Annotated in this window: 34 protein-coding genes; 16 read left to right on the top strand and 18 right to left on the bottom strand. The window is 70.2% G+C overall.

The window, feature by feature from the left end; translation table 11 throughout:
- Nucleotides 1–51 precede the first annotated feature (51 nt).
- Together QFZ62_RS07515 and QFZ62_RS07510 are read right to left on the bottom strand one after the other, a co-directional pair.
- Nucleotides 52–1,176 carry a hypothetical protein gene (locus tag QFZ62_RS07515; RefSeq protein WP_307503736.1) on the bottom strand — a complete coding sequence of 375 codons (1,125 nt, stop codon included), beginning with the start codon at nt 1,174–1,176 and terminating at the stop codon, nt 52–54.
- A 622-nt stretch (nt 1,177–1,798) separates the two neighbouring features.
- Nucleotides 1,799–2,356, bottom strand: a complete 558-nt coding sequence (locus QFZ62_RS07510; protein WP_307503731.1) for a hypothetical protein — start codon at nt 2,354–2,356, stop codon at nt 1,799–1,801.
- 458 nt (nt 2,357–2,814) lie between these two features.
- Between QFZ62_RS07510 and QFZ62_RS07505 the strand changes: the two genes are divergently transcribed.
- Both QFZ62_RS07505 and QFZ62_RS07500 read left to right on the top strand, forming a co-directional pair.
- Complete coding sequence (locus tag QFZ62_RS07505; protein WP_307503728.1) at nt 2,815–3,405, top strand: TetR/AcrR family transcriptional regulator; 591 nt, start codon at nt 2,815–2,817, stop codon at nt 3,403–3,405.
- Between the two features lie 55 nt (nt 3,406–3,460).
- Nucleotides 3,461–4,147: an SDR family NAD(P)-dependent oxidoreductase gene (locus QFZ62_RS07500; protein WP_307503726.1), complete on the top strand. Its 687-nt coding sequence runs from the start codon at nt 3,461–3,463 to the stop codon at nt 4,145–4,147.
- A 42-nt stretch (nt 4,148–4,189) separates the two neighbouring features.
- Here QFZ62_RS07500 and QFZ62_RS07495 read toward each other — a convergent pair whose 3' ends face one another.
- Together QFZ62_RS07495 and QFZ62_RS07490 are read right to left on the bottom strand one after the other, a co-directional pair.
- Nucleotides 4,190–4,627, bottom strand: a complete 438-nt coding sequence (locus QFZ62_RS07495) for a hypothetical protein (protein WP_307503722.1) — start codon at nt 4,625–4,627, stop codon at nt 4,190–4,192.
- 272 nt (nt 4,628–4,899) lie between these two features.
- The gene (locus tag QFZ62_RS07490; protein WP_307503719.1) at nt 4,900–5,847 is read right to left on the bottom strand and encodes an alpha/beta fold hydrolase; all 948 of its coding nucleotides are present in this window, start codon (nt 5,845–5,847) and stop codon (nt 4,900–4,902) included.
- 116 nt (nt 5,848–5,963) lie between these two features.
- On the opposite strand from QFZ62_RS07490, the gene QFZ62_RS07485 reads away from it, so the two are divergent.
- Nucleotides 5,964–6,563, top strand: a complete 600-nt coding sequence (locus QFZ62_RS07485) for a TetR/AcrR family transcriptional regulator (protein ID WP_307503716.1) — start codon at nt 5,964–5,966, stop codon at nt 6,561–6,563.
- A 299-nt stretch (nt 6,564–6,862) separates the two neighbouring features.
- On the opposite strand, the gene QFZ62_RS07480 is transcribed toward QFZ62_RS07485, so the two are convergent.
- The gene (locus tag QFZ62_RS07480) at nt 6,863–7,057 is read right to left on the bottom strand and encodes a hypothetical protein (RefSeq protein WP_307503714.1); all 195 of its coding nucleotides are present in this window, start codon (nt 7,055–7,057) and stop codon (nt 6,863–6,865) included.
- Nucleotides 7,058–7,251: 194 nt separating this feature from the next.
- On the opposite strand from QFZ62_RS07480, the gene QFZ62_RS07475 reads away from it, so the two are divergent.
- Nucleotides 7,252–7,518: a hypothetical protein gene (locus tag QFZ62_RS07475; RefSeq protein WP_307503710.1), complete on the top strand. Its 267-nt coding sequence runs from the start codon at nt 7,252–7,254 to the stop codon at nt 7,516–7,518.
- Between the two features lie 92 nt (nt 7,519–7,610).
- A complete protein-coding gene (locus tag QFZ62_RS07470; protein ID WP_307503708.1) occupies nt 7,611–7,958 on the top strand; it encodes a hypothetical protein in 348 nt (115 codons plus the stop codon).
- A gap of 54 nt (nt 7,959–8,012) precedes the next feature.
- Here the strand turns inward: QFZ62_RS07470 and QFZ62_RS07465 are convergent, their stop codons facing one another.
- The 4 genes from QFZ62_RS07465 to QFZ62_RS07450 all read right to left on the bottom strand — a co-directional run bounded on the left by QFZ62_RS07465 (nt 8,013) and on the right by QFZ62_RS07450 (nt 10,370).
- Complete coding sequence (locus QFZ62_RS07465; RefSeq protein ID WP_307503705.1) at nt 8,013–8,378, bottom strand: ATP-dependent DNA ligase; 366 nt, start codon at nt 8,376–8,378, stop codon at nt 8,013–8,015.
- 252 nt (nt 8,379–8,630) lie between these two features.
- A complete protein-coding gene (locus tag QFZ62_RS07460) occupies nt 8,631–8,888 on the bottom strand; it encodes an ANTAR domain-containing protein (RefSeq protein WP_307503703.1) in 258 nt (85 codons plus the stop codon).
- Between the two features lie 433 nt (nt 8,889–9,321).
- Nucleotides 9,322–9,798 (bottom strand): DinB family protein, encoded by a 477-nt coding sequence (locus tag QFZ62_RS07455; protein ID WP_307503700.1) that lies wholly within the window; start codon nt 9,796–9,798, stop codon nt 9,322–9,324.
- 245 nt (nt 9,799–10,043) lie between these two features.
- Nucleotides 10,044–10,370 (bottom strand): hypothetical protein, encoded by a 327-nt coding sequence (locus QFZ62_RS07450; RefSeq protein WP_307503697.1) that lies wholly within the window; start codon nt 10,368–10,370, stop codon nt 10,044–10,046.
- Nucleotides 10,371–11,024: 654 nt separating this feature from the next.
- Between QFZ62_RS07450 and QFZ62_RS07445 the strand changes: the two genes are divergently transcribed.
- From QFZ62_RS07445 to QFZ62_RS07430, 4 genes are all read left to right on the top strand, one after another.
- Entirely contained in the window at nt 11,025–11,345 is a 321-nt protein-coding gene (locus QFZ62_RS07445) for a hypothetical protein (protein ID WP_307503694.1), read from the top strand.
- A 134-nt stretch (nt 11,346–11,479) separates the two neighbouring features.
- Nucleotides 11,480–11,746: a hypothetical protein gene (locus QFZ62_RS07440; RefSeq protein ID WP_307503693.1), complete on the top strand. Its 267-nt coding sequence runs from the start codon at nt 11,480–11,482 to the stop codon at nt 11,744–11,746.
- A gap of 84 nt (nt 11,747–11,830) precedes the next feature.
- Entirely contained in the window at nt 11,831–12,058 is a 228-nt protein-coding gene (locus QFZ62_RS07435) for a hypothetical protein (protein WP_307503690.1), read from the top strand.
- A gap of 137 nt (nt 12,059–12,195) precedes the next feature.
- Nucleotides 12,196–12,423 carry a hypothetical protein gene (locus QFZ62_RS07430; RefSeq protein WP_307503687.1) on the top strand — a complete coding sequence of 76 codons (228 nt, stop codon included), beginning with the start codon at nt 12,196–12,198 and terminating at the stop codon, nt 12,421–12,423.
- Between the two features lie 77 nt (nt 12,424–12,500).
- Here the strand turns inward: QFZ62_RS07430 and QFZ62_RS07425 are convergent, their stop codons facing one another.
- From QFZ62_RS07425 to QFZ62_RS07405, 5 genes are all read right to left on the bottom strand, one after another.
- A complete protein-coding gene (locus tag QFZ62_RS07425; RefSeq protein ID WP_307503684.1) occupies nt 12,501–13,040 on the bottom strand; it encodes a phosphoribosyltransferase family protein in 540 nt (179 codons plus the stop codon).
- Nucleotides 13,041–13,109: 69 nt separating this feature from the next.
- The gene (locus QFZ62_RS07420) at nt 13,110–13,928 is read right to left on the bottom strand and encodes a hypothetical protein (protein ID WP_307503681.1); all 819 of its coding nucleotides are present in this window, start codon (nt 13,926–13,928) and stop codon (nt 13,110–13,112) included.
- A 240-nt stretch (nt 13,929–14,168) separates the two neighbouring features.
- On the bottom strand, nt 14,169–14,594 hold the full coding sequence (locus tag QFZ62_RS07415; RefSeq protein ID WP_307503678.1) for a hypothetical protein: 426 nt from the start codon (nt 14,592–14,594) through the stop codon (nt 14,169–14,171).
- Nucleotides 14,595–14,811: 217 nt separating this feature from the next.
- Nucleotides 14,812–15,246, bottom strand: a complete 435-nt coding sequence (locus tag QFZ62_RS07410) for a hypothetical protein (RefSeq protein ID WP_307503676.1) — start codon at nt 15,244–15,246, stop codon at nt 14,812–14,814.
- Nucleotides 15,247–15,256: 10 nt separating this feature from the next.
- Entirely contained in the window at nt 15,257–15,610 is a 354-nt protein-coding gene (locus QFZ62_RS07405; RefSeq protein WP_307503674.1) for a hypothetical protein, read from the bottom strand.
- Nucleotides 15,611–15,885: 275 nt separating this feature from the next.
- On the opposite strand from QFZ62_RS07405, the gene QFZ62_RS07400 reads away from it, so the two are divergent.
- The 4 genes from QFZ62_RS07400 (at nt 15,886) to QFZ62_RS07385 (ending at nt 17,152) form a co-directional block, all read left to right on the top strand.
- Nucleotides 15,886–16,077 (top strand): hypothetical protein, encoded by a 192-nt coding sequence (locus QFZ62_RS07400; RefSeq protein WP_307503670.1) that lies wholly within the window; start codon nt 15,886–15,888, stop codon nt 16,075–16,077.
- A 122-nt stretch (nt 16,078–16,199) separates the two neighbouring features.
- The gene (locus QFZ62_RS07395) at nt 16,200–16,424 is read left to right on the top strand and encodes a hypothetical protein (RefSeq protein ID WP_307503667.1); all 225 of its coding nucleotides are present in this window, start codon (nt 16,200–16,202) and stop codon (nt 16,422–16,424) included.
- 74 nt (nt 16,425–16,498) lie between these two features.
- Nucleotides 16,499–16,699 carry a hypothetical protein gene (locus tag QFZ62_RS07390; RefSeq protein ID WP_307503664.1) on the top strand — a complete coding sequence of 67 codons (201 nt, stop codon included), beginning with the start codon at nt 16,499–16,501 and terminating at the stop codon, nt 16,697–16,699.
- 207 nt (nt 16,700–16,906) lie between these two features.
- Nucleotides 16,907–17,152 carry a hypothetical protein gene (locus QFZ62_RS07385; RefSeq protein ID WP_307503662.1) on the top strand — a complete coding sequence of 82 codons (246 nt, stop codon included), beginning with the start codon at nt 16,907–16,909 and terminating at the stop codon, nt 17,150–17,152.
- A 96-nt stretch (nt 17,153–17,248) separates the two neighbouring features.
- Here QFZ62_RS07385 and QFZ62_RS07380 read toward each other — a convergent pair whose 3' ends face one another.
- The 3 genes from QFZ62_RS07380 to QFZ62_RS07370 all read right to left on the bottom strand — a co-directional run bounded on the left by QFZ62_RS07380 (nt 17,249) and on the right by QFZ62_RS07370 (nt 18,993).
- Nucleotides 17,249–17,659, bottom strand: a complete 411-nt coding sequence (locus tag QFZ62_RS07380) for a hypothetical protein (protein WP_307503659.1) — start codon at nt 17,657–17,659, stop codon at nt 17,249–17,251.
- Nucleotides 17,660–17,817: 158 nt separating this feature from the next.
- Nucleotides 17,818–18,288: a GNAT family N-acetyltransferase gene (locus QFZ62_RS07375; RefSeq protein ID WP_307503657.1), complete on the bottom strand. Its 471-nt coding sequence runs from the start codon at nt 18,286–18,288 to the stop codon at nt 17,818–17,820.
- A 210-nt stretch (nt 18,289–18,498) separates the two neighbouring features.
- Nucleotides 18,499–18,993, bottom strand: a complete 495-nt coding sequence (locus tag QFZ62_RS07370; protein WP_307503654.1) for a MarR family transcriptional regulator — start codon at nt 18,991–18,993, stop codon at nt 18,499–18,501.
- A gap of 239 nt (nt 18,994–19,232) precedes the next feature.
- Between QFZ62_RS07370 and QFZ62_RS07365 the strand changes: the two genes are divergently transcribed.
- From QFZ62_RS07365 to QFZ62_RS07355, 3 genes are all read left to right on the top strand, one after another.
- Complete coding sequence (locus QFZ62_RS07365; RefSeq protein WP_307503651.1) at nt 19,233–19,895, top strand: hypothetical protein; 663 nt, start codon at nt 19,233–19,235, stop codon at nt 19,893–19,895.
- Nucleotides 19,896–19,978: 83 nt separating this feature from the next.
- Nucleotides 19,979–21,160 (top strand): S26 family signal peptidase, encoded by a 1,182-nt coding sequence (locus tag QFZ62_RS07360; protein ID WP_307503647.1) that lies wholly within the window; start codon nt 19,979–19,981, stop codon nt 21,158–21,160.
- 14 nt (nt 21,161–21,174) lie between these two features.
- Nucleotides 21,175–22,071, top strand: a complete 897-nt coding sequence (locus tag QFZ62_RS07355) for a LamG domain-containing protein (RefSeq protein WP_307503644.1) — start codon at nt 21,175–21,177, stop codon at nt 22,069–22,071.
- Nucleotides 22,072–22,169: 98 nt separating this feature from the next.
- On the opposite strand, the gene QFZ62_RS07350 is transcribed toward QFZ62_RS07355, so the two are convergent.
- Nucleotides 22,170–22,796, bottom strand: coding sequence for a GntR family transcriptional regulator (locus tag QFZ62_RS07350; RefSeq protein WP_307503641.1), 627 nt, complete (start codon nt 22,794–22,796; stop codon nt 22,170–22,172).
- Between the last annotated feature and the right edge of the window lie 27 nt (nt 22,797–22,823).

The raw sequence follows: 22,823 nt of genomic DNA, 5'->3' as shown, positions 1-22,823 counted from the left end.
CGGCGGATCACACAGCGAGAGGCCTTCGAGCAGCCGATCGAAGCGTGCCGATCAGCGCATCGCCGGCGGGACCTCGGGGCACCGGGATTGCAGGATCGGTTCCAGCTGCGCGGGTAGGGGGCTCCAGTACTCGCCGGACCGGACTCCGGCCACGAAGGCAGCCGTGTCGGGTACCTCTCCCTCGTACGGCTCGCCTTCGGAGGCGTAGCAGGGGATGAGGTAGCTGACGTAGTAGTCGTGGACGTACGCGAGCATCGCGTCGGAGGCCGGGGGCTCCGGTCGCGTGGGGAAGCGGACGGTGCACGCATACGCCGCGACGGGATCGCCGCCCGTGTAGGAGAAGCCGTCGCGGGAGCTGGTCGCCGCGATCCCCGCTTCGGCCAGGCATGCGACCTGCTGCTCTCCCCACTCGTCCGCTGACACGATGCGCTCCACGGACACGTCCGGCCGCACGGCGCCCGGCACGGTCGACTTCGCCATCTCCCAGTTGGCAGCGGCGGATGCCTCCAGCGCCTTCGCCGTCTCCTCTGCGGCCAGCGGCTCGTCGACCGGGGGAAGCGCCGTGAACGGAGGTGGCGGGTCCGCCGGCACCTCGGGGCTGCTCGTGGATGCTGCTCGTGGAGAGGCGGTGGGGGCCTGCAGCCGCCAGCTGTCGTCCTGCATGAGGACCCCGGTCGAGGAGAGCGCGCCGAGCGCGCCGACGGCCAGCATCCCGGCCGCCACTGCGGCGAGCGGGACGGGTCGGAGCAGCCGGCGGTACCACGGCACGAGCGCCGCCCCGGAGCGCTCCGGACGCGAGGTCGGTCCAGGAGAGGCGGGAGGCGCCGACCGGTGCCCCTCCGCCTCGACGGTGTCGACCTCGTCCGGTGGGGCGGATGCGGATGCGGATGCGGCAGCGGCGCGCAGGTGCGAGCGCTCGAGGGCGAGCAGCGCCTGGCCTTCCCGCCGGAGGCGGGCCTCCTCCGTGAGCAAGCGGACCATCGGCGCCGGGAGGCGGCCCGGCTCGCCACCGGCAGCGAGCTGCAGCTCCTGCGGCACGTCGACCAGCACGGCCTCATCACCGTCACGGCTGAAGGCAGCGCGGCGGAGCTCGTCGAGACGGGCTGCAGCAGCGGGGTCATCGCGGAGACGACGACGCAGGGCGTCCTCAGATCGCCCCTCGTCCATCGCGTCCATGTGGCCGGCCTTCCCCTCGCCGTGCGCAGCCCGATCCCTGAATCATGCATGCAGAGTGCGGCGTAGGGGAAGCGCGGATCATCGTGCTCCGAGACACGTCGTCCCTCCCGGGGGGGGGGAATGCGTCCGGAGCTCCGAGCAGGTGCTCGACCAGGTGCGTGTCGAAGCGGCGTGCGGCGGGCAGGGCCCTGGGTGGTCGGCGCCAGGCCTTCACCGACAGCCGGGTCACGAACGACGCCCGGCTCCTCGTTGCCGGAGAGCCGGGCGCGCAGGCCGCGCGCGACATGGTCGTATCGAGGGCGACCCTTCATCGCTGAGCTCGAGACATGAATGGAGCTCAAGCGACGGCCGCGAACAGCAGCTGAAAGGCCACAGAGGGTGTCTCGTCCGGCCCCCCTCACCGGTCACTTCACCGGACTGGTCAATTGAGACACACGGCCACGGAGGGCGAGAGGCGGGCCGGCAGCCGTCGCGACGTCCGGTGAGCGGTCCCCCACCGGACACGCACGTGCACCTGAGGCGTACGGGATGACCTCTCGTTTCCCTAGCGCGCGGGCCGGCCGCGCTTCCCGCGGAGGCACGGGGCGCCGCGGGAAGAGCGGCTGCGGGCCAGCCTCGGGGATCAGCCGATCTCGGCGGCGCGCTGGTCCGCCGCGATCACGTCGACCGCGTCGGTGGACACCGTCGTGGTCCCCGTGGACGTGTCGATCTCGAGCGTCGCCGCGCCGTACTCGTCGGCGTCGTCCCCCGCGAGCCAGACGGCGCCCCAGACGCCGTCGGCCAGGTCCGCCTCGGTCGTGACGCCGGAAGCGCTGATCACGCGGACAGCCGTGATGTCGGCACCGGCCTGACCGCTGAGCTGGGCGTAGTCCTCGCCGGAGTCGCGATCCCCGAAACCGGCCACGTAGCCGAAGGACACGATGCCGTCGGCGGCCAGTCCGGCGCGCAGGCTCGTGCTCCCGGTGGAGATGATGACGCCGTCCTTCTGGAAGGACTCCTCCAGGGCGCCTCCCTGGATCGTCCACGTGCCCTGGTACCCGGCTGCGTCCTGGGTGATGAGCGGCGCATCGACAGCGGTGGGCTTATCGTCGACGGTGGAGGCGGCGGCGGACGTCATGGGCGCCAGCCCTGCTGCGAGGGCGAGGGCGGAGCCGATGACGGCGGTGCGGATGTTCTTCACGATGTGCTCCTCGGATCGGCGCGGCGCCCGGCGGGCGACACTGGGTCAGGAGCGCTTGTCCTGGACATGAGCCCAGCCTCTTTGAGCGTCGAGGCGGCGACATCGCCCGCAGGTCGTGGCCACGTGCATTCGCAGGACCATCTGACGTCGGCCTCTGTGATGAGCAGCCCGGCGCAGGAGCGTCAGTGCTCAAGGATGTGGGTCGATGAGGATTGAGCCGTGCTCGAGGCGGGCTGCCCCCAGCGCTGACTCGCCCGCTCACGGATCTTTCACCGGACTACCTCAGCGGTAAGCGGACCGCGTGACCAGCGTCGCTCGATGTTGCAGTGCCCGCCTCCCTTCGAGTCGTGGTCCCGGCCGCCACGCCGGTCTCGTGGCGTGTCAGGAGGGAGTCGCGACCTCTCGCCGTGCAAGCCGCCTTTCGCGAACAGGTGTGCGAAAAAGAGTAGAATCGCCTTATGCAAAGCAGTACGCAGCCGCGAGCCGCCGATCCCCGCCCGGCTCGCACCCGAGCTGCGATCTACGCGGCGGTCGCGGACCTGACAGGTGAACCGGGCCAGGAGGTCTCGGTCAACGCGATCCTCCGCGCCTCTGGCGTGAGTCGCAGCGGCTTCTACGCCCACTTCTCTGGTCTCGATGACCTTCTCGTCGCGATGCTCTCGGACACCTACCACGGCATTGCTGCGACGTACTCGACCACCGACCCGGCTCACCCCGCGCAGGTAGCACGTCACGCGCAGGAGCAGCTCGTCGCCTTCATCAGTGCCCGACGCGCTTTCATCCGCTCCTCACTGGATTGGCCGGTCAGCTCGCGCGCGCACGAGACGGTCACCCAGGCCTACGCCGACGGCATCCATGACGCGATCGAGGCCCGACGTGATGCCGTGCCAGCAGGAGCGAGCATCGACGACCTCGCCACGTTCATCGCCGGAGGTGCCGTCGCGATCCTGACGAAGTGGATCCGCGAGGGGGACGACACCGTCCCGCAGGGCGTCATCGTCGACCGGCTCCTCTCCGTCATGCCGGCATGGCTCATCGGCTCGGACTGAGCTCCATCATCGACTTCCCCACCCACTTCCACTTCTCCTACTGAAAGGTCCCCACATGTCTCTTCTCCTCGTCGTCGGGTACGATCCCGGCGTCTCCCACGCCACCGCAGAGCGGTTCGCGCGGGAGGGCTACGCACTCGCCCTCATCGGGCGGACCCGCGACCGCGTCGAGGCCGGTGCCTCCCGACTCCAGGAGCTCGGAGTGGACGCTCGCGCCTACGTCGCGGACGCCGGCGATCAGGCACAGATCACGGAGACGATCGGTGCGGTCCGCGAAGCACAGGGACCGATCGGCGCCGTCCTCTGGACCGCACCTCGCGCGGCGGGCGTCACCAACGTCCTCGCCACCCGACCCGACGAGATCAGCCGCGTCTTCGCGGTCGGCATCGACGGTCTCCTCGCCACGGTCCAGACCACGCTCGACGACCTCAAGGCCCACCCCGGCGCAGCGGTCCTCGTCGCGAACGGCGGACTGGGCGACCAGACCACCGCGGCCGAGCAGGCGGCCGCCACGTACGACATCGACGGCACCTCTCTCGAGGCGGCCGCCAAGTCCAAGCTCGTCGGCATCCTCGCCGAACGGCTGCGACCCGACGGTGTCTATGTCGGTGAGGTCATCATCGGCAGCGCTGTCCGCACCCCAGCCAGCGCCCCCGGGACCGGAATCGACCCGCACGCCATCGCCGACCGGTTCTGGACGATGGCCACCGACCGCGACACCGTCCGGACGCGCGTCGAATAGGCGGCTGCGCTCGTGGCACATTGGCGTCCGGTAGGGGATCCCCTACCGGACGCGCTCCAGCGTGAGGTGCTGCGCCGGTGCACTCTCGAACTGGAGGGTGACGCTGATCGCATCCGCGGTGCGGAGTCGAGGGGGCAGGTCGAGGGCGTAGCTCTTGGGTCCGAGGTCCGTGGTGCATGCCTCGCCTCCGGTGGCGGTCATCTCGATCTCGAGTGCGCCAACGTCCGCGTGCAGCGAAGTCGGTGCATAGGGGCACGACGAGGAGCCGTAGGTCGTCACGTAGAACTGCACGCCCGGCTCGACCCATCCCAGTGTCGGCGTCGTGTCATGGGTGCCGTCCAGGCCGAGGGTCCCGGGACCGGCGTTCGTGTAGACCTCGCCGATCACGGCGGGGCGGGCGCCGGTGCAGGACGCGAGCAGCGCCGCGCACGCCACCAGCGCCGTGATCGTGGCCAGGAAGCGGTGGGGCCGAGCTCGCACCCGCACGGGGAGATGCGCAGCGGGGCGATGGCTCCTCGCGGTCTCCCTGCGGGTCGGCATGCGATCAGTGTGACGCCTGCCTAGCCTGCATTGAAGCAGCGGGCGCGATCTCGGAGACTTGCATGCGCGCATCCGATGCCGATCCAGGAGCCGGCGACCTCTCGCGAGTCGTGGGAGCGTCCGGGGGCGGATCCCGTGATGAGACCCGCCCCCGGCTGCCGCGGGCCCGTCACTGCCATCCCTGTCGCGCTCGGTAGTGACGGGCCTCGGTGTCACTTCGCGTCGGCTCGACCGATGTCGCCGCCGCCGTCGTGGAAAGCGGCCCGAGCGGCAGCCCAGGCGGCCTCGTCGATGTGGAGAGCGGTCCGGAGGTAGGCGGTGCTCAGGCGCTGGATGACGGCGACGCGTTCGGGGTCCTCGTCCGTGGTCTCGGCGACCTCGTAGCCGACGATCCCGCCGAGGGCGTGCTCGGCGTCGTAGAGGGTGACGAGGTCGGTGGCGCCGGGGCTGTGCGTGTAGGCGTCGGTGAACCAGTCGGGGCCGCGGCTGGACATCTTGGACTGGTCGTGGTCGCCGGCGATGACGAGGGTCGGCGTCGTCAGCTCTGCGAAGGAGGGTCGCATGAACGGGAAGTTGGCCTGTGCGAACGGGTGGAGGTCGTCACCGCCGAGGCCGGTCGCGGCGAACAGGATGCCCGCGGTGACGCGACCGTCGGACATGTCCTCCCCGACGTGGCCGTCCTCGTCGAGGATCCGTGCGCCCAGGAGCGCCTGCGCGGTCTGCCCGCCCCAGGAGTGACCGGTCGCAGCGATGCGGCTGCGGTCGACCCGACCTGTGAGACCCGGCACGGCGGCTTCGATGGTGTCGAGCTGGTCGAGGATGCGGGTGAGGTCCGTGATCCGCTCGGTCCAGATGGTCGGGAACACGGGGTGGTCGTCGAACCCGAAGCCGTTGCGGCGGGAGTCGAGGTGGGTGGGCTGGATCACGACGAAGCCGCGGGAGGCCCAGAACGCGGTGAGCGGGGCGTAGCCGTCGAGGTTCCACCCGTTGCCGTGCGAGAAGACGATGACGGGCAGGTCCGAGCCCGTGGCCGGTGCGGAGACCCGCACCTCGAGCGGCACCGGCCGGCCGGGGGCGGAGAGGATGACAGGGGCGACGGACACCACGGGTGTTCCTGCGCCGACGATGCCGTCCAATGCGTCGATGGTCGATGAGGTCATGAGCCATGCCTTCCGATAGGGATGCGCTCTGCGATACTGATTATCGGAGCGCCGCTCCGCAACATTACGGAGCAGTGCTCCGTAATGCAAGCGCTACCCGCGCACGAGGAGGATCCATGGCCGAGACGCAGGGGGAGCGGGTGTCTCCCGCGCGGGCCGGGCGACCTCGACGGAGCCAGCAGGCGCTGCTGGATGCGGCCGCGGCGGTGTTCGTGCGCTCCGGTGTGGATGCCCCCGTCCGGGAGATCGCGGCTGAGGCCGAAGTGGGGATGGGCACGATCTACCGTCACTTCCCGACGCGAGCGGAGTTGGTCGTGGCGGTGTATCGCCATCAGGTGGAGGCCTGTGCGGAGGCAGGCCCTCGGTTCATGGAGGAGAGCGCGACCGCGGAGGCGGCGCTGCGCACGTGGATGTCCCTGTTCGTCGACTTCCTGGTGACGAAGCACGGCCTCGCTGCCGCGCTGCACGGTGACAGCGCTGGGTCCGATGCGCTCCACGCGTACTTCGTCGACCGGCTCGTGCCCGTGTGCGGTGCGCTCCTCGACGCTGCTCGGGCAGAAGTCGGATCCGCCGGAGATGAGCGGGGCGTCGACGGGTACAGCCTCTTGAAGGGCGTCGGCAACCTCTGCATCGGAGCCGCCGGCGACGCCCGGTACGACGCCGACGAACTCGTGCAGACCCTGGTGTCCGGGGCGCTTGTCCGCATATGTCACTGAGGTCGCCGCCAGCCGGGGCCCTTCGGGCGTGGAACGCTCCCACGGCCCCTTCCGGTCGCGACGGCGCGAGCGCTGGTCGGGTGTCCGGATGGGGAGCCCCTACCGGACACGCGGAGCCCGCATCGATGCGCCCGAGGTCGCGCAACCAGCTGAGCTGGCAGTGTCGGTCGGTCGAGCCCACGTCGTCGTGCTGTGCCAGCTCTCGAGCCACGGCAGGATCTCGCGGAGGTCGGTCGCGTCGATCGAGTGGGTGGCTGCGGCTCGGGCGGCGGCGCCGGCGTTCAGCGAGAGCGATGCGGTCACGGCCTCGAAGAGCGGGATGTCGGATCTACTGTCTCCGACGGCGGCGCATCGGCTGATCGGTCCTCTGCGGCGTCGGGCTCCGACCGATCGCCGAGGTGGGCGGCCAGGTAGCTGCTGCGGGAACCTGCCGGCACCAGCGTGCCGTCGATGTCGACGATGTCGACGAACACGATGCCGGCGGCGGAGGTCACGGCTGGAGCGTGGTCGCGTGTCCGGGTAGTAATCCTCCGTGGAGGCACTGCACGAAGTCCTGCGGTTGGCAAGGGGGCGCGCCTGTCGGGGGCGCGACCTATCGTTGGCAGTGCCTCATGGCTTTCATATCCCCTCCAGCACTCCGGATGTCGACGTGGATCCCACCACGCACGACCGATCCGGAAGACCTCTCATGAAGATCACCAGGCTGCAGATCGACAGCCAGACGTTCTACCTCGATGACGCGCAGGACGTGGACGCGTTGCAGGCGGAGATCGTCGAGGCTGCGGCGAGGAGCGCGTCGTTCGTGCACTTCGACACGATCGGGCACGGCCGTGTGTCGGTGCTGGTCACGCAGCGTCTGGGTGTGCGGTTCGAGATCCAGGACCGTACCGAGGAGGAGCTCGCGGAGTGGGAAGCGCACCCCCCGGTCATCGACTACCCCCTGCTCGAGCTGTGACGACGTCTTGAGGTGGCGGGCTCCGCTAACCGACGCGCGGCAGGGGAGTCAAGGCCGTAGGCGACGCGCGAGGTGCCTCGTACGGTCTGGGCATGAAGCATGTGACGTACGCGGAGAAGACGCTGTTGGTCGGTGACGAGATGGCGGATGTGCTGCTCGAGTACGCCGCGCAGCTCTCATCCGACGGGGATGGGGAGGCGTTGGACGTACGGGCGATCAGCGGTGACGGTGATGAGGTGGTGGCGACGTTCCTCCTGGGTGGCGGTGTGCCGTTGATGGCGGAGACGACCACCTCGACTCTGCCGGAGCCGGACAACGCGGAGCTCGTCGAACGCGTGCGCGCAGACATCGCGCGCCGGCAACGACCAGCCGACATCCAGCCGGAAGATGCACCCAGGCACTCGTGTGATGACGTCGCCGAGTGGGACCTGCACGCCTGACGAGCCGGATCGGCCATCACGCATGCCGGCGCTGCGGCCCGGAAGCGCTGCGTGCTAGCCGGTCTCGAGGTCTGAGGTCCGTCGCTCGGGCTCGCGGGTGAGGTGCAGGCCGGCCGTGCTGTTGGCGGCCAGCATGAGCGACGTCAACCACGCCTCGTTGATCGCCGGGGGACGACTGCCGGCGAAGACGAACTCGAGCGGGACCTCCGGTGCGATCCAGAGTGTCCGGCGTCCGTCGCCTTCGGTGGGCGGGTTCCTCCACGAGAACGTGAAGCTCTCGTGGCGGCGGAGCTTGCTGGTGATGACGACCTGGAGGTGCGCGAGGGCGCGGTCCTCCAGCTCCATGCGGGTGCTGGAGTCGTAGATGAGGTGGCCCACGGGCGGCTCCTTGTCGGTCTCGGCCCCGTGGGCGTGATCCACGAGTCGGCACCTCGCGCGATCTCCGACGAGTCGTCGTGACGCGTCACAGACGGGTGCGGGATCCGATGACGGATGCGAGATCAGGTGATGGAGGGCGTGACGCGAGCCTAGGGACGCCGACGAAGATGGTTCGCACCCCTTGACTTCGACCGCTGGCCGTCGCCGGTGCGAACGGAACGCGGGTGGCGCGTCGGCTGTGCCGGAGAGGTCCTGCTCCGTGAGAGCGGGGCGCGATCCTCGGCGCCTCCCGGTTCACGCGGTCCGCGGCTGCACGACCCGTGAGACGACGTCGTGGATGCGCTGGTCGGTGCTGCGGGCTTGCTGCCGCAGGACGGCGAAGGCGGCGTCGACGGAGATACCCATTCGGTGGGTGGAGGCGACGACGTGGAGCTCACCGTCCCTGTCGGCGAGGACCATGCCGCCCGCGGTCGCGGAGGTGAGGGCGGTGCCGGCGGGGACGAGCCCGTCGAGGACCTCGACCACGTCGGAGGCGGCGAGGCTGCTGAACATGGTGCTGAGATGAGGGTCGTGCGGTTTCACCACTCGAGCGCGATCGCGTCCGCCGCGAGCGACCGGTGGAAGGGTCATTACGGGGCCTTGAAAGGGCAGCCGTGACCCTGGTCGTATCTCGTGTGCGCTCTTATGGTTTATCGGTTCGACGGTGTGGTCGAGCAGAGGAGACGCATCCGGACCAGGGCTTACCCGGGCCGTGGTCGCGGTGGCGTCGCGATCTGCTTCCGGGACACCCCGAGGGTTCCGGGAAGCGCACGTGCCTGATGCAGTCGGCCCAGACCCCGCCGATGGCGGGCTCGTCATCCCCGAGACGAGCCCGCCGGCCCCTCCTCCTCATCCTCCCCGACGCCCGCAGCACGATGACGGCTGGTGTCGTGCCCTCTCGGCACGATCAGCGGACACGCCTCAGCACCGGGTAGTCGGTCAGGGCCTACTCGCCGACCTGCCCGTCGGCGGCCTCGCGGAGGAGATCGGCGTGGCCGTTGTGGCGGGAGTACTCCTCGATCAGGTGCGTGAGGATCCACCGCAGGCTGGGTGAGCGTCCATCGCGCCACACCCTGACCGCCTTCTGGCCCATCCCACCCGTCTCGTAGGCGGTGCGGGCGACGGACCGCGCTCGCATCACGGCGCCCTCCCAGAGGGCGTACAGCTCAGCCGGGTCCTGCCCGATCGCGGAGTCCCACTCCCAATCGGGAGTGGCTGCCCAGTCCACCGATGCCCACGGTTCCCGACGGGGCTCACCGAGCAGGCAGCCGCCGAACCAGTCGTCCTCGACGTACGCGAGGTGCTTCATCAGTCCGGCGAGGGTCATGGTCGACGGTGGAAGCGGCCGGCACAGCTGGTCCGTTTCGAGGCCTGCGATCTTCCAGGCGAACGTGGCTCGCTGGTAGTCGAGGAAGCCGGTCACGGTGGCCCACTCGTCGCCGGCGACGTCCGGTTCGATCCTGCCGTGCTCGTCGATGCTTCGAGGCCTGCGAAGTCGCCGAAGACGGCGACCTCTCCTGGGACGGCGACACCATCAACCTGCCGACGATCAGCACCGCCACGCAGCGAGTCTGAGCTCAGCGCAGCTGTCCGGGAGGGGATGGCTGCCCGGACGGATGCGGCAGCGGGCAGAGAGCCATCGCCACGCACCTGGAGCGCGGGAGCGGCTCAGAACCTGGTCGACGCCGGGAACGAGAGCTGCACCGTGACTCCATCGACCGCGCCGGTCCACATCATGTCCGGTCCCGCTCGGCGGATCGGCTCATCGCCGTACTCGAACTCGTCCGCGAGACCGAGGTCCACGAGCCACGCCTCCACGATGTCCCAGCGCAGATCGACCGAGTACGCATCGGCATGGCCGAAGAAGTGGATGCCCTCATCGATCGACCCCAGCCGCCACGCCAACGGCGACAACCCGCGCCGCGCACCCGCGATGTTGAAGTTGTGCGTGATCGCCGCATCGACGGCCACGCGGTTGATGAGGTGCTCGAACACCGGGAGGTGGATCGTACGGGACATGAGCTGCGCCCTTCGGGTCATGAAATGCCAGAGCCACCGTGACGCGCATGGGTGGTCGAGAGGAAGTCATGATCGCGGGTCTTCGAACGTGATCGTGCAGGTACCCGGGGTCTGGGAGCGTGGTCGAAGACTAGCCCGTGAATGTGGCGGTGGTCACCGGTTGCGCCGACACCTGTGCCGCGAACCTCATCGTCGCCACCGCCCGAGCTCGTCCATCCGGTGCGCCAGCCAAGTGCCGCGCTCGATGTCGTCGGTGATGTGCATGTGTGGAGGGTGTCAGAGCGCCGGTGGCAGCACCACGGCTCGCCTGAGGATCGCGTGCCCGGAAGCCGAGTGGTACGGCGCGGGATCCTCTACCGGACGCTGGATCGTGGCTCCCACGACTGGGGGTGCCGTCGGTGGGTGTCGGCAGGTCTCGTGCCGACGAGAAGATCGGACGGCTCGTCACCGGATGGCTCCGACGATCGACGATGCAGCGTCTCGCGACTCGAGACCGCTGAGCCCGAGGACTCGATGAGGACGACGCACCTGCACCCTGCCGCTGCCGCCAGCGAGCTCGTGCTCGTGCTCGCTCTGTCCGGCTGCGCGGGTACGGCAGCCCGCACACCAGCCGGGACGTCGACACCCGAGATGAGCTACGACGACGGTCTACTGACCTTCGAGATGACGCGGGCCGCCGACGGCAGCTACGCCGCGTCCCTCCTCGGGGGCGAGGGCCTGCTGTCGTTCGAGGACGGGTGCGTCCGCGCCGGAGGGCACCCCCTCGCTGTGGCGCGCCCTGCGAGCTGGGACGGGCGGACCCTGACCGTCGGCGAGAGGAGCTTCGCCCTCGGCGACCCCGTCGACCTGGGTGGCGCATACCGCCCGGAGCGCATATCCGGTCAGCCCGACGAATGCACTGGTGAGACGTTCTTCGCACATGGCATCCGGCTCTCGTCCGACGTGCGCTGACCGACGGTCGGAGGCGGCGGCTCAGCCGCACGGAGGCCGCCCGGCATCGGCTGGCGTTGAGTGTCCGGTAAGTCATCCCGGTCCGGACACTCACAAAAGATGGTCGCCGCCGGCGAACCCGTAGCGTGTGCCCCGTGGATCCCGTCAACCCGTTCCGATCGCCGCCGCCGAAGTCTCCCGTGCATCTCATCGTCTTCGGGTCGGTCATGGCTGCCATCGGGCTCGTCATCGCCATTGCTGCGGGGCCGGACGCGGTGAGCACGAGGGGAGTGCTCGGCGATTTGGAAGTGCCTGTCTGGGGCATGGGGGCAGGCGCGGTGGCATCCGGCCTCGGACTGGCGGGTCTGGGCGTGGCTCATCGAGCTCGCGCGAAGCGCGAGGGCCGAGACTCCGACCGCTGAGGCGCTGTGAGGGGCAGTCAGCGTGCGGGTGGGGATCCCCTGCTGGGCGGCGGAGGTGAGCCCATCCAGCGCGAAGCTGACTTCATGTCGTCGCCGCGCCGCAAAGGCGTCCTCCACTTCGCGCTCGTCGACGTCGTCGGTCTCACCCTCAGCGCCATCGCCATCGGCTGCTTCGTCGCGGCGTTCTTCGTGTCCGAGACGAAAGCATTGCCGGTCATCGGTTGGGTGCTCGTGGTCACCGGCCAAGTCATCCTGTGGGTACGGCTCGCTCGACGTATGCGCCTCGAAGACGCACGGCGACAGAAGCGCTGAGGTAGCGACGCCAGCAGGGGTCCCCTCTCGAGACACGTCTTCGGGCGCCCCAGTATCCGCAAGCGCGGCCGGGACGTCGGGAGCCAGGGGGCGTACCTGTCCTCGCTCGCCGACAGTCGGCGTGCAAGGCTGGTGCCATGAGCAAGTCCGAGGACGCAGATGCGTCTGGATCGTTCATGCGCTCCCGGTACTTCTACTTCCTCGTCGCTGGGATCGTGGCCATCGTCTACGGCGTCATGCACCCGGAGCAACGGGTCCTGGGGTTCGTCGCGGGCGGAGCTTTCGTCCTCATCGGCGGGTCTCTCCTCACGCGCTCGCTTCGCCGGAAGCACTCGGGCACGAGGGGCTCGGCCTCACGCTTCTAGGCACTGACCAGCTTCGGGCAGCGGTCGAGAAGCCACCCCTGTGGAGACGCGTCAGGACCGTGATCCGGGTCGGCTCGTCAGGGGAGTTCGGCCGCGGTCACGATCGATCGGATGGGCGGCAGGACGCGCCGCGCGTCCTCGCCCGCCTCGTCGATGATCACCGCGACGGCGGCCAGCTCCGCGCCGGCGGTCGTGATCAGGTGCTGCGCTGCCACGGCCTGGCTCCCGGTCTCGATCCAGTCGTCGATCAAGCCGACCCGGAGGCCTGCCGAGAAGTGGTCTCGTCGTGCTGCGAAGACCTGGGTGCGTCCGCGGTAGTCCGGCGTGCTCTGGTGTCGGACCACATCGCCGGGGAACTTCGCACCGTGCTTGCGGATGGGGGAGAACCCGATCCCGAGGGCGATCGCGACCGCCGGTCCGAGCACGAAGCCCCTCGCCTCGATGCCGACGATCACGTCGAGCTCCTGGTCGGCCATCAGGTCGGCCAATGCATTCACGACGGCACGCAGCGCGGCCGGTTCGCGCAGCATCGTCCAGGTGTCAGCGTCGCCGTCGATCCATCGGAAGCGCTCGAGGACGTGTCGGCGGCCGACAAGCTGCAGCGCGGGATCGACCATGCCGCCACCGTAGCGGCGGGCGCGCGCACCGGACAGGTGACCGGTCCCCTCACCGGACGGACTGCGGTTCTAGTCCTCGAGGGCGTCCGGTTGAGGCAGCCCGGCGAAGGGCGCCACGCGGCGTTCGAACTCCGCGCGCTCTCCCGCGGGCAGGAGCCCGCTGGCTCCGAAGGAGATCGTGATCGAGTCCTGCTCCCAGCCGTAGTCGGCGGCCCCTTCGTACCGCTTGGCGAACGTGCCCTCGGCGTCGTCCCGGGACATGTCCTGGAACGAGAAGGACATCCACTGGCTTCCGGGACCCTCCGCTCCTCCCGTCACCAGCACCTGGTCCTCCGGTCGCGAGCCGCCGTACATCTCGACGAGGTCCTCGGGAGCCTCCGGCCACCGCTCCTGATCGAGGTACGGCTCGGACCAGCCGTGCGCGGTCAGCACGTCGCTGATGATCCGCATCGCCTCCTGCTTGCCGGTCCAGGTGCCCGGCACGGCATCCGACTGCCACGTCGGCAGGTTGACTCCGCGGAGCATGGAGGGCCCGCCCCATCCGTTCTCGGTCGCGAACGTGATCGACTCCCTCTGAGTCGGATCCGGGCCCAGGGACCAGGACATCCCGAACCGAGAACCCAGCTGGTCCGTCACCTCCCGCACCATCGACTCCTGCGTGGTGATCGCCTCATCGATCGGAGGGGTCGTCAGCGTCTCGGCGGCGCTCCACTCCGCGTGCCCGGGGTGCTCACGCCACTCGACGCGCTCCTCGGTCCCGTCCGCCCGCACCACGGTCGTCACGACAGGCGGAGGTGACGTCGCCCAGATCCCGAGCCCCACGAGCGCGGGCAGCCCGAGGACCAGCGAAGCGCACAGCCAGATCCCCGTGCGCTCCGCTCGACTCATCGGTGGTCTGCGCGAAGCTGTCGCAGGAATGTAGGGGCCCACCTCGTGACGCTGCATCGGTCCAGCTTCCCGATGGAGGGCGCGTGCCCGCGTCCCTCCGTGGAGTGACTGATCCCGCTGGCACGGCCGAGGTCCTGCACCGCAGGATGCGAATCAGCCTTCGACCTGTCGCGATGGAGGTTCCCGTATCGGACGCCTTCGATGGAAGCAGCGCCGCTCGCGCGACTGGACGTGCACTGCTCAGCGTTCATCTGCGAGGGGCCCGACTCCGCCGGCGAAGAACGTCTCGCCGGGGCAGTCGTCGGGCTGTCCGGGCTGACGCTCCTGTGCGTATCCGCCGACCATGTCGAGCTCGTCGCCGAGCGCGAAGCTCTGGTCGCCGACGGTGAGCGTCTCGCCGTCCCAGCTCGCGGGGCGTGGCACGACGACGGTGACGCCGCCTACGCGGACGCATCCGTCCTCGAAGGACAAGGGGCCGGCGAGCCGGGCGGTGGCGGAGATGTGACTGCCGTCGGCGGCCCGCTCCTGCTGGACGGTCAGGAGGCCGTCGTCGAAGCTCATGCGCGGTGTGGCCGTCGGGGCCGGCGTGCTCGCGCTGGGCTGGGAGCAGCTCGACACGGCGATGAGCATCGCGCCCGCGGCGGCGGCCGCGTACAGGTTCCTCATCGACGTCTCATCTCGGTTCGGAGTGGAGCAATGCGGGCTGGCGGTAGGAACGGCATGTGAGCGGGTCATCGCGCTCCCCATGATCGTGAAGGTACCGCCGTAGCTCGTCCCCCACACCCCCCCCAGCGGCGGGAGCGCGATCCGATCTCCGGGGCGGCACCTCCGCCCCATGCGGTGGGGCGCGTCGTCCGCCGAGGGGTCCCCCGCCGAGGTGCCGCTACTCCACGGTGAGCAGGAGCACGTCCCCGTCGTGATCCGCCGTCACGACAGCGCCCGGTGTCCAGGCGTCGGGCCGTTCGATCCGTGAGGTGGTGGGACCGAGGTCGGCTGAGCAGGCGCTGCCTGATCCGGTGTCCTCGGCGATGACGAGGGTCCGCGACGCGTCGCCGCGGAGCTCGACGGGGACGCGGGGACAGCTCGAGCTGCCGACGGAGGTGATGAGGAGATCGCGCGGTTCCTGCGGCCAGGTGACGGTGATGCCGCCGACCTCGACCTGTGCGACGACGTCGGCCGGTGCGGGCGTGCTGCTCGTCGAGTAACGGTCCAGGGTGCTGGCTTCGTCTGGTGTCGTGCAGGCGGAGAGCGCTGCCAGGCAGAGGACCACGCCGAGTCCGAGGCCGGTCCGTCGGGGTGTCCGTGGCGATGGGGTCACGTCGTGATGATCATGCCGCGCCAGGGATGAAGAGGTACCACGGGATCTGGCCGAACCAGAGCGTCGGGAGCGAGATGACGACGAAGACGACGTCGGCGAACAGGATCGCGACGGTGCCGACGGTCTTGCCCTGCCGCTTCGCCAGGGCGACGATCGCGAACACCAGGCTGAGGAGCGCCAGGAGCTCGATGGGAATCCATGCGAGGAGGAACAGCGGGTACAGGATCAGCAGTCCGGTCCCGTCGATGTAGGTCGGGATCCACATCACGCACCAGAGCACGGTGTACACGCCGAGGGCGACGGCTCCGGTGAGGATCGCGACCTTCGCCCACCTGTCGTCGCGCAGCGATGCTCGGTCCACCATGCAGTTCCGTCTCCTCCGCGAGTGGTCCCAGGGTAGGGGAGCGCCGGCGGCGAGTTGGGCTCGCTGCCGGGCGGACGTGCTTCCGCGCAGCGTCGAGCAGGGCCTGCGCGCAGTGCCCTCGGCCCAGCCCCGCACGCCGCGTCCGGGCGGGATGCCCCACCGGACGCGGCGTGTCCCATCCGGCAGCAGCGCTCAGGCATCCTGGGAGACTGATCCCTTCCTACGACACCGTCTGAGAGTCGATGATGCCCGAGCCGCGTCCAGGTGATGCTCCCTTGCCGCTGTTCATCGTCGCCGGCATCCTCGTCGTCGGTGGCATCGCGGCCGCCGTCTACGGCTGGTCGGGCCGGACCATCGAAGGGGGTCGCGCTGACGGCATCCCCGTAGTGGTCGTCGGCGTCGGCGCGATCATCGCCGGGGCATGTCTCGCGGTCACGGTGCTGCGCGCAGGGCGCACGCGAGACTGACGCGTCCACCGGCGCGTGGCGCCGCATGACTCAAAGGAATCCACTGCCCGACTGGCAGGCGGCCCACGCGCGGAAGACGCCAGGGCGACGCCTGCCGTGGAGCCCACAGCTACCCTGGCCGGATGAGCGACGACGCAGAGCAGCCCGGCACGGGGAGCCCGAAGAACGCCTACGCATCCGCGCGGGTCATTCCCGCCTGGGGCGCGGTGCTCGGCGGCGTGGTCGCGACGTACAGGGGTGCGACGGGAGACCTGGGCTCGATCTTCCTCATCGTCGGCCCCGTCCTCCTCGTCCTCGGCGTCATCGGGCTCTTCGTCGTCCGGGGGATGGCGAAGCGGGGCTTGTAGTCCATGTCGACCGCTTCGCTGTCCAGCGACGCAGGCACGCTCCCCGCCGCCGGAGGCTCTGCCGAAGTGGTCGGATGAGCGGGCCGCAGGGGAGTGACAACCGCGCGTCGGCCACGCGCACCCAGTGCTTCTTCCTCTTGGCCGCCGGGCTCGTGGGCGTCATCTACGGCGTCATCCACCCTGACGAGCGGCTCCTCGGCTTCGTCGCAGGTGGTCTCTTCATCCTCGTCGGGGGAGGGCTGCTGTTCCGCTCGCTGAGGAGGAAGCGCCCCTGATCACTGGTCCTTCGTGCGCTGCTTCAGCCGAGGCGGAACCGCCAGACCCCTCCGAGGAGCACCGGGATCCCCCGGATCCGGAAGGGGATGCCGTGCATTCCGGCCGTGCGAGTCGGCGCTCTCATCAGGGGAACCCTTGCCGCACGCCCACGAGGGATCGTCCAGGCGGCCGACTCGTGCGACGCGGGGAACCCGTACCGTCGGGTCATGGTCCTGATGCGACGGAACGTCCTGCTCGTCCTCGGCGCCGCTCTCACCCTCATCGGCGCCGGGGTGACGGTGCTCTACCTCTTCCAGCCGTGGCGGACGTGCTCCTACGAGGACACCGCGGCGGGCTGCGCGATGCTCGACGCCGATGCGGCGGTGATGGTGGTCGCCATGGTCGTGACGCTCCTCGGCGTCATCCTCTTCCTGGTCGGCGCCCTGCGGTGGTGGAGGAGCGGTGTCCGCTGAGGGATCCCCTGCCGGTCACTCGGATGCTCGCGTGAGCCGGGGCGGCACGCAGCCTCGAGCGGGCGGGTGCAGCTTCGAACTCGGTGATCCGAGTCGCTAGGACGCGGCGAAGACGTTCTGCGATACCGCCTCGAAGCCGGCTGGTGCTGTCCCGCCGTCGGGGACGACGGCGAAGGTGAGGCCGGCGGCGGTGGTGCTCTGCAGGAGGCCCCCGCCGCAGGCGACCGACCAGTCCGTGCCGTCGGGGTAGACGAGCAGGCAGGCGTCGAGGTCCTCCTTCCCCGCGGCGAGCCAGAGGTCCGTGCCCTCGTGTTCGCCCACCCAGCGGATGGTGTCGGGATCCAGGACCGCGAGGGCCTCGTCCGTCACCTCGGCCGGCACCGGGTGATCCGTCGTCCGATCTGCCTCGAGGTCGCTGAGCGCAGGAGCCGGCGAGGAGCAGCCGGCCGCCGCGAGCGACAGGGTGAGCATCACGACGGCGACGGCGGCTGTCCTGCGAGGTGACATGCGCCTACGTTGACGGCTTGCCGGAGTCGGCGACAGCCCCCGTTCGACCAGACGACCGCGGCTCCGACGATCGGCTGTGCGTCGGTCCCTGTCCGTCCGGGGAGGAGATCCCCGATCGGAGCGCCCTGGTCGCCGTGCCGCTGGGCCGGTGACGGCGGTCAGGTGGTTCGCCGGAGGGGGCGGACGAGGATGAGGGTCGGGCCCGGCCAATCGAGCCCTCTGTGCTCCTCCAGCGGCAGGAACCCGAGCCGGCGGTAGAAGCGGCGCGTCTGCGCGTACGGCTCGTCGTCGAACGACGGGCCGACCGTGTGCACGGAGAGGAGCGCGCAACCACTCGCCGCGAGATCCCCGGCCACGCGTTCGACGAGGAGGCGGCCGACGCCTCGGCCCCGCGACTCCGGAGCGACCGCGATGAGGTGCAGTTCGGCTGTCTCGGGGAAGTGCCGATGGATGAGCGCGACACCGACCACGCCCGAGTCCTCGGTCGCGAGGTAGCTGTCGAAGCTGTCGCTCTCGGCGGCGGCGACGTAGTTGTCGATCGCTCCGGGGTCCCCGAACCAGTCCGGCAGCGCCTCCAGCACGCGCCGGACATCGGCGCTGCTGCGCCCGGGTGCGACATCGACGGCCATGCGGCCATCGTGGCAGTCCCACGGCGCCGGGAGTCGCCCTGTCGCCCGCGCGCCCTCGGTCAAGGAGGCGGACCTGGTCCGGGTCCTCGCGTGCCGAGGGCCTCGGCAGGAGCGCTGCCTCGCCGGAAGCTCCCGAGGGTCGCACCTGATGGCGGTCTTCGTCGGTGCGGGTGCCGTCCCGGTCGCGGGCGGTCGAGCAGGAGGACCCGTCTACGCGGCGCGGGCGGCGGGGCAGGCGCTGATGCTGTCCATGGTGTGGGCGGTGATCGCGACGGCGGCGCGCGCCAGCTCCTCGGCGGTGTCCTCGCTGCCCAGGTCGGGGGACGCCTGCAGGGCGGCGTGGGCCGCGGAGCGGTACCTGTCCTCGATGCGCGCGGCGGTGTGCGCGCCGGCGGCGGTGAGCTCGAGGAAGACGCTGCGGCGATCGCGCGGGTTGGGGATGCGGGCGATGTAGCCGGCCTTGACCAGGCGGTCGATGACGGCGGTGACGGCCCCTGTGGTCATCGCGATCTCGGTCGCGAGGTGCTTGGGGGTGAGCCGGCCGAGGTCCTGGACGATCCCGATGACGGTGAGGTCCGTGATGTTGATGCCGATGTCGCTCGCGATGAAGTCGCGGAGGTGCCGCTGGGCGTTCTCCATCATGCGCAGCGCGTTGGTGAGCGCGTCGAGCGCGGTGGGGGAGTCGTCCGGGGTGGTGGTCGTCATGGAGTCCGTCGGTGTGGAGGGGCGGGAAGAGGGAGGCAGGGGCCTGCGGTAGTGGCGACTGTACGTGTCAGAGGGGGCCTTCGACACGGCGCGGGGGTGGATGACCCCCGCAGTGGGGGGATTGCTTGATCTTCGAGTAATCGTATAGTTGAGTTACTCGTAAGGCGAGCCGCCGACTTCCGGAGGGCTGCCACGCAGCTCGTCCCTCTCACCCGCACCGCATCCCCTGGAGCCACACCATGTCGAACCACATCGCCCCCGCCGCCAAGACCCGCCGCGTCCGCTTCGCCCCCCTCGCCATCGCGACCGGCGTCGCGGCCGCCGTCCTCCTCTCCGTCTCGATGTCGGGCACCCTGTCGGGCTTCGTCGCCTCGATCACCAACGACACCAACACCGCGGCCTCCGGCTCGCTCGTCATGCAGGAGTCGCAGGCCGGCGCCAACGGCGCCCCGACCGTGACCTGCCTCAGCACGAGCACCGCGACCGGCGTCGACGCGAACGCCGCGACCTGCTCCACCATCAACAAGTTCGGCGGCTCGACCACGATGATCCCCGGACAGACCGTCACGAGCGTCGTCAACATCAAGAACGTCGGCACCTCCAAGGCCGCGACCTTCACCCTGACCCCCGGCGCCGTGTGCGCGCAGACGAAGAACGGCACCGTCAACGGCACCGCGACCGACTTCTGCTCCAAGCTGAACGTCGTCATCACCTCCGGCGGCGTCAACGTCTTCACCGGCACCGCCGCGACCCTCGCCGGCTCGCCCGCCAAGACCCTGACCGCCCTCACCGCCGGCGCCAGCAGCGACTTCACCTTCGCGGTCACCCTCGACAACTCGGCCGGCAACACGTACCAGGGCCTCGGCGCCTCGCTGCCCCTCACCTGGTCCTTCGCCTCCTAGCCCGAGAGTCTTCTCACTCGCAATGAGATGCGGGGCCGCCCTCCTGGCGGCCCCGCATCTGGGATGGATCAGAAGGGAACACCATGAGCGACGTCCAGAACGAGTCCCCCTCGACTCCCGTCGAGGAGCTCGAGACGATGTTCCTGGCTCCCGCCGTCCCCGCACGCGGCGCCGCCCGCCGCGACGCACGTGCGTCCCGCACCTTCCGCCGCCGCACCGTCCTGATGTGGACCGTCACGGTGCTGCTCGCGCTGCTGGTCGCGGCCACGCTGCTGTTCCAGGCGTCCGGCGGCCGCTGGTTCGTCGTCCAGACCCCGTCCATGGGGACCACGGCTCCCGTCGGCACGCTCCTGCTCACCACGCCCGTCCTCCTCGAGGACGTCCAGGTCGGCGACGTCGTCAGCTTCCACCCCAGCACCACGCCCGACGAGACCTACACGCACCGTGTGATCGCCGTCGACGCGGAGGGGCTCACGACGCGGGGCGACATCAACGGCGCCACCGACCCGTGGAAGACCGACCAGGCTCACCTGATCGGCGAGGCGACCACGATCCTCCCCGGCTTCGGCTGGCTCGCGAAGGGCCTGCCGCTGTTCCTCGCCGGGCTCGTCATCGTCACGATCCTGACCCGCCTCATCGGCTCGCCCACGCACCGCGCATCCATGCGCATGCTCGGCGGCTCCCTGGCTGCGGCGCTGGTCGTGTTCGTCCTGAAGCCGTTCGTCGCTCTCGTCGTCCTCGAGGCCGTCACCCGCGGCAGCGACGTGGAGGCGAGCATCGTCAACACCGGCCTCCTCCCCATCCGCGTCGCGGCCGAGGGCGGCACCCACACCACCCTCGCCGCAGGACAAGTCGGCAGCATCACCGCCCCCATCGGCGAGAACGGCCAGTTCCACCCGATCTCCACCACCCTCGACCTCCCGCTGTGGGGCTGGATCCTCTTCTACGCCCTCTGCGCCGTCCCCCTCCTCTACACGCTGATCGTGGGCCTGCCCGCGGAGCGGGAGGAGCGCGTGCTGCTCGCCGAGGGAGCCGAGCCCGAGGGCGCCCCCGCCGCTGAGCTCGCCGAGGTCATCGAGGTCCCCGACACGGTCGACGACCTGGTGGCGCTGGTGGCCGCGGCCGAGGTCGCCGCGCTGCCCGACACGGTCGATGACCTCATCGCCCTGGTGACGACCGCGGAGGTCGGGCAGACTGGACCCACGGACGCCTCGGGGGAGAACGACCGCCCGGGTACCGCGATCACCGCGACGCCCGGCCGCTGAACCGGGGGAACCGCATGGACGTCATCACTCGCCTCCGTCGCCGCGTCCGCGCCGCACGGACCAGCCGCCGCCCGCGTCCGGCCGCCATCGCCGCGTCGGTCTCCGCCGTCGCCCTCGGCGCCGTCCTGCTCCTCGCGCCCAGCACCAACGGCGCGTTCACGGCGTCGATCCGCAACGACAACAACACCGCGGCCGGTGCCGCCGCGTTCTTCACCTGCACCAGCGCCTTCGCCGCCGACCGGGCCGATGCCCTGTTCGCCTATCCGCTGAACGAGGCGACCGGATCCACCAGCGCGCGCGACGCCGCCACCGGTGCCTACCCCGGCACCTACCGCGGCGGCATGGTGAGCGACACCACCACCACCCCGCGGGCGTGCTCGCGCGACGCGGGCGGCGCGTACGTCCTGGACGGCACCGACTTCGTCACCAACGCGTTCCAGCAGACCCAGGCCCCCTCGACGTTCAGCACCGAGGTCTGGTTCAAGACCACGACCCGGGGCGGGAAGCTCGTCGGCTTCGGCAACTCGCAGGCCGGATCCTCCTCCGCCTACGACCGCCACACCTACATCACCACCGGCGGCCGGCTCGCCTTCGGCACCTACAACCAGGGCAACTACCAGATCCTGCAGAGCCCCACCGTGGTCACCGACGGCACCTGGCACCACGTCGTGTCCACCATGTCCACCACCGGCGGCATGAGCCTCTACCTCGACGGCGCCCGCGTCGCCGTCAACACCCAGTTCACCGCCCCCGAGAGCAACGCCGGGTACTGGCGCATCGGGTACGACAACACGTCCGGCTGGACCGGCGCGGGCGGCAACTACGTCATCGGCAGCATGCGCTTCGCCGCGGTGTACAAGACGGCGCTCACGGCCGCCCAGGTCCAGAACCACTACACCGCCGGCCGGTGAGGCCCGTTCGCCATCGCGATCACCGCGGATGAGGCGAGGCCGTGGCAGCGAGCGACGCGGATCGACGACATAGCCCTGGGCCTCGCCGGGGCCGAGGCCTACTGGGTCGTACTGGTACTGCTCCTCGCGCGTACCGCGGACACGTGCTCGAGCATCGCGTTCTCGGCGCTCAGGGAGTTCCCCGTCGTCAGGGCCTCGCGGATCCGCTTGTGCTCCCTGATCGCCTGATCGGCATCGCTCACGCCGAGACGACCGAACATCCGGAAGCGCTGCGCCTGGCCACCCAGGGACTCGAAGGCCCTATAGAGGAAGGCGTTGTCGGCCTGGCGGGCGATGAGGTCGTGGAAGCGCTCGTCCGACTTCCAGTAGTCGTGGTACTCCGCGAACGAGGGGCCCGTCGGGGAGGTGGACAGCGACTCGATGGAGGCATCGAGGTCGTCGAGGAACCGGGGTGTGATGTGCTCGGCGGCGAGGTGGGCGAGGGCCGGTTCGATGACGCAGCGCGCGTGCATCAGGTCGTCGAGCTCCTTCGCGGAGAGCATCGGCGCCGCACGGTATCCGCGAAGCGCGGCACGGGTGACGAGCCCGGTGGTCTCCAGTCGTACGAGGGCCTCCCGGATGGGGGTCTGCGAGACCTTCAGGTCACGCGCCAGGGCATCCATGTTCATCGGCGCACCAGGGGGGAGCGTGTTGTCGAAGAGGCGCGCGAGGAGCTCCTCGTACACGCCGTCGGACAGCGATGTGCGGCCCAC

Source organism: Clavibacter sp. B3I6 (genome assembly GCF_030816895.1).
Lineage (GTDB): Bacteria > Actinomycetota > Actinomycetes > Actinomycetales > Microbacteriaceae > Clavibacter.
The sequence above is the reverse complement of the archived record's forward strand: the minus strand, read 5'-3'. Positions and strand labels throughout refer to the sequence as shown.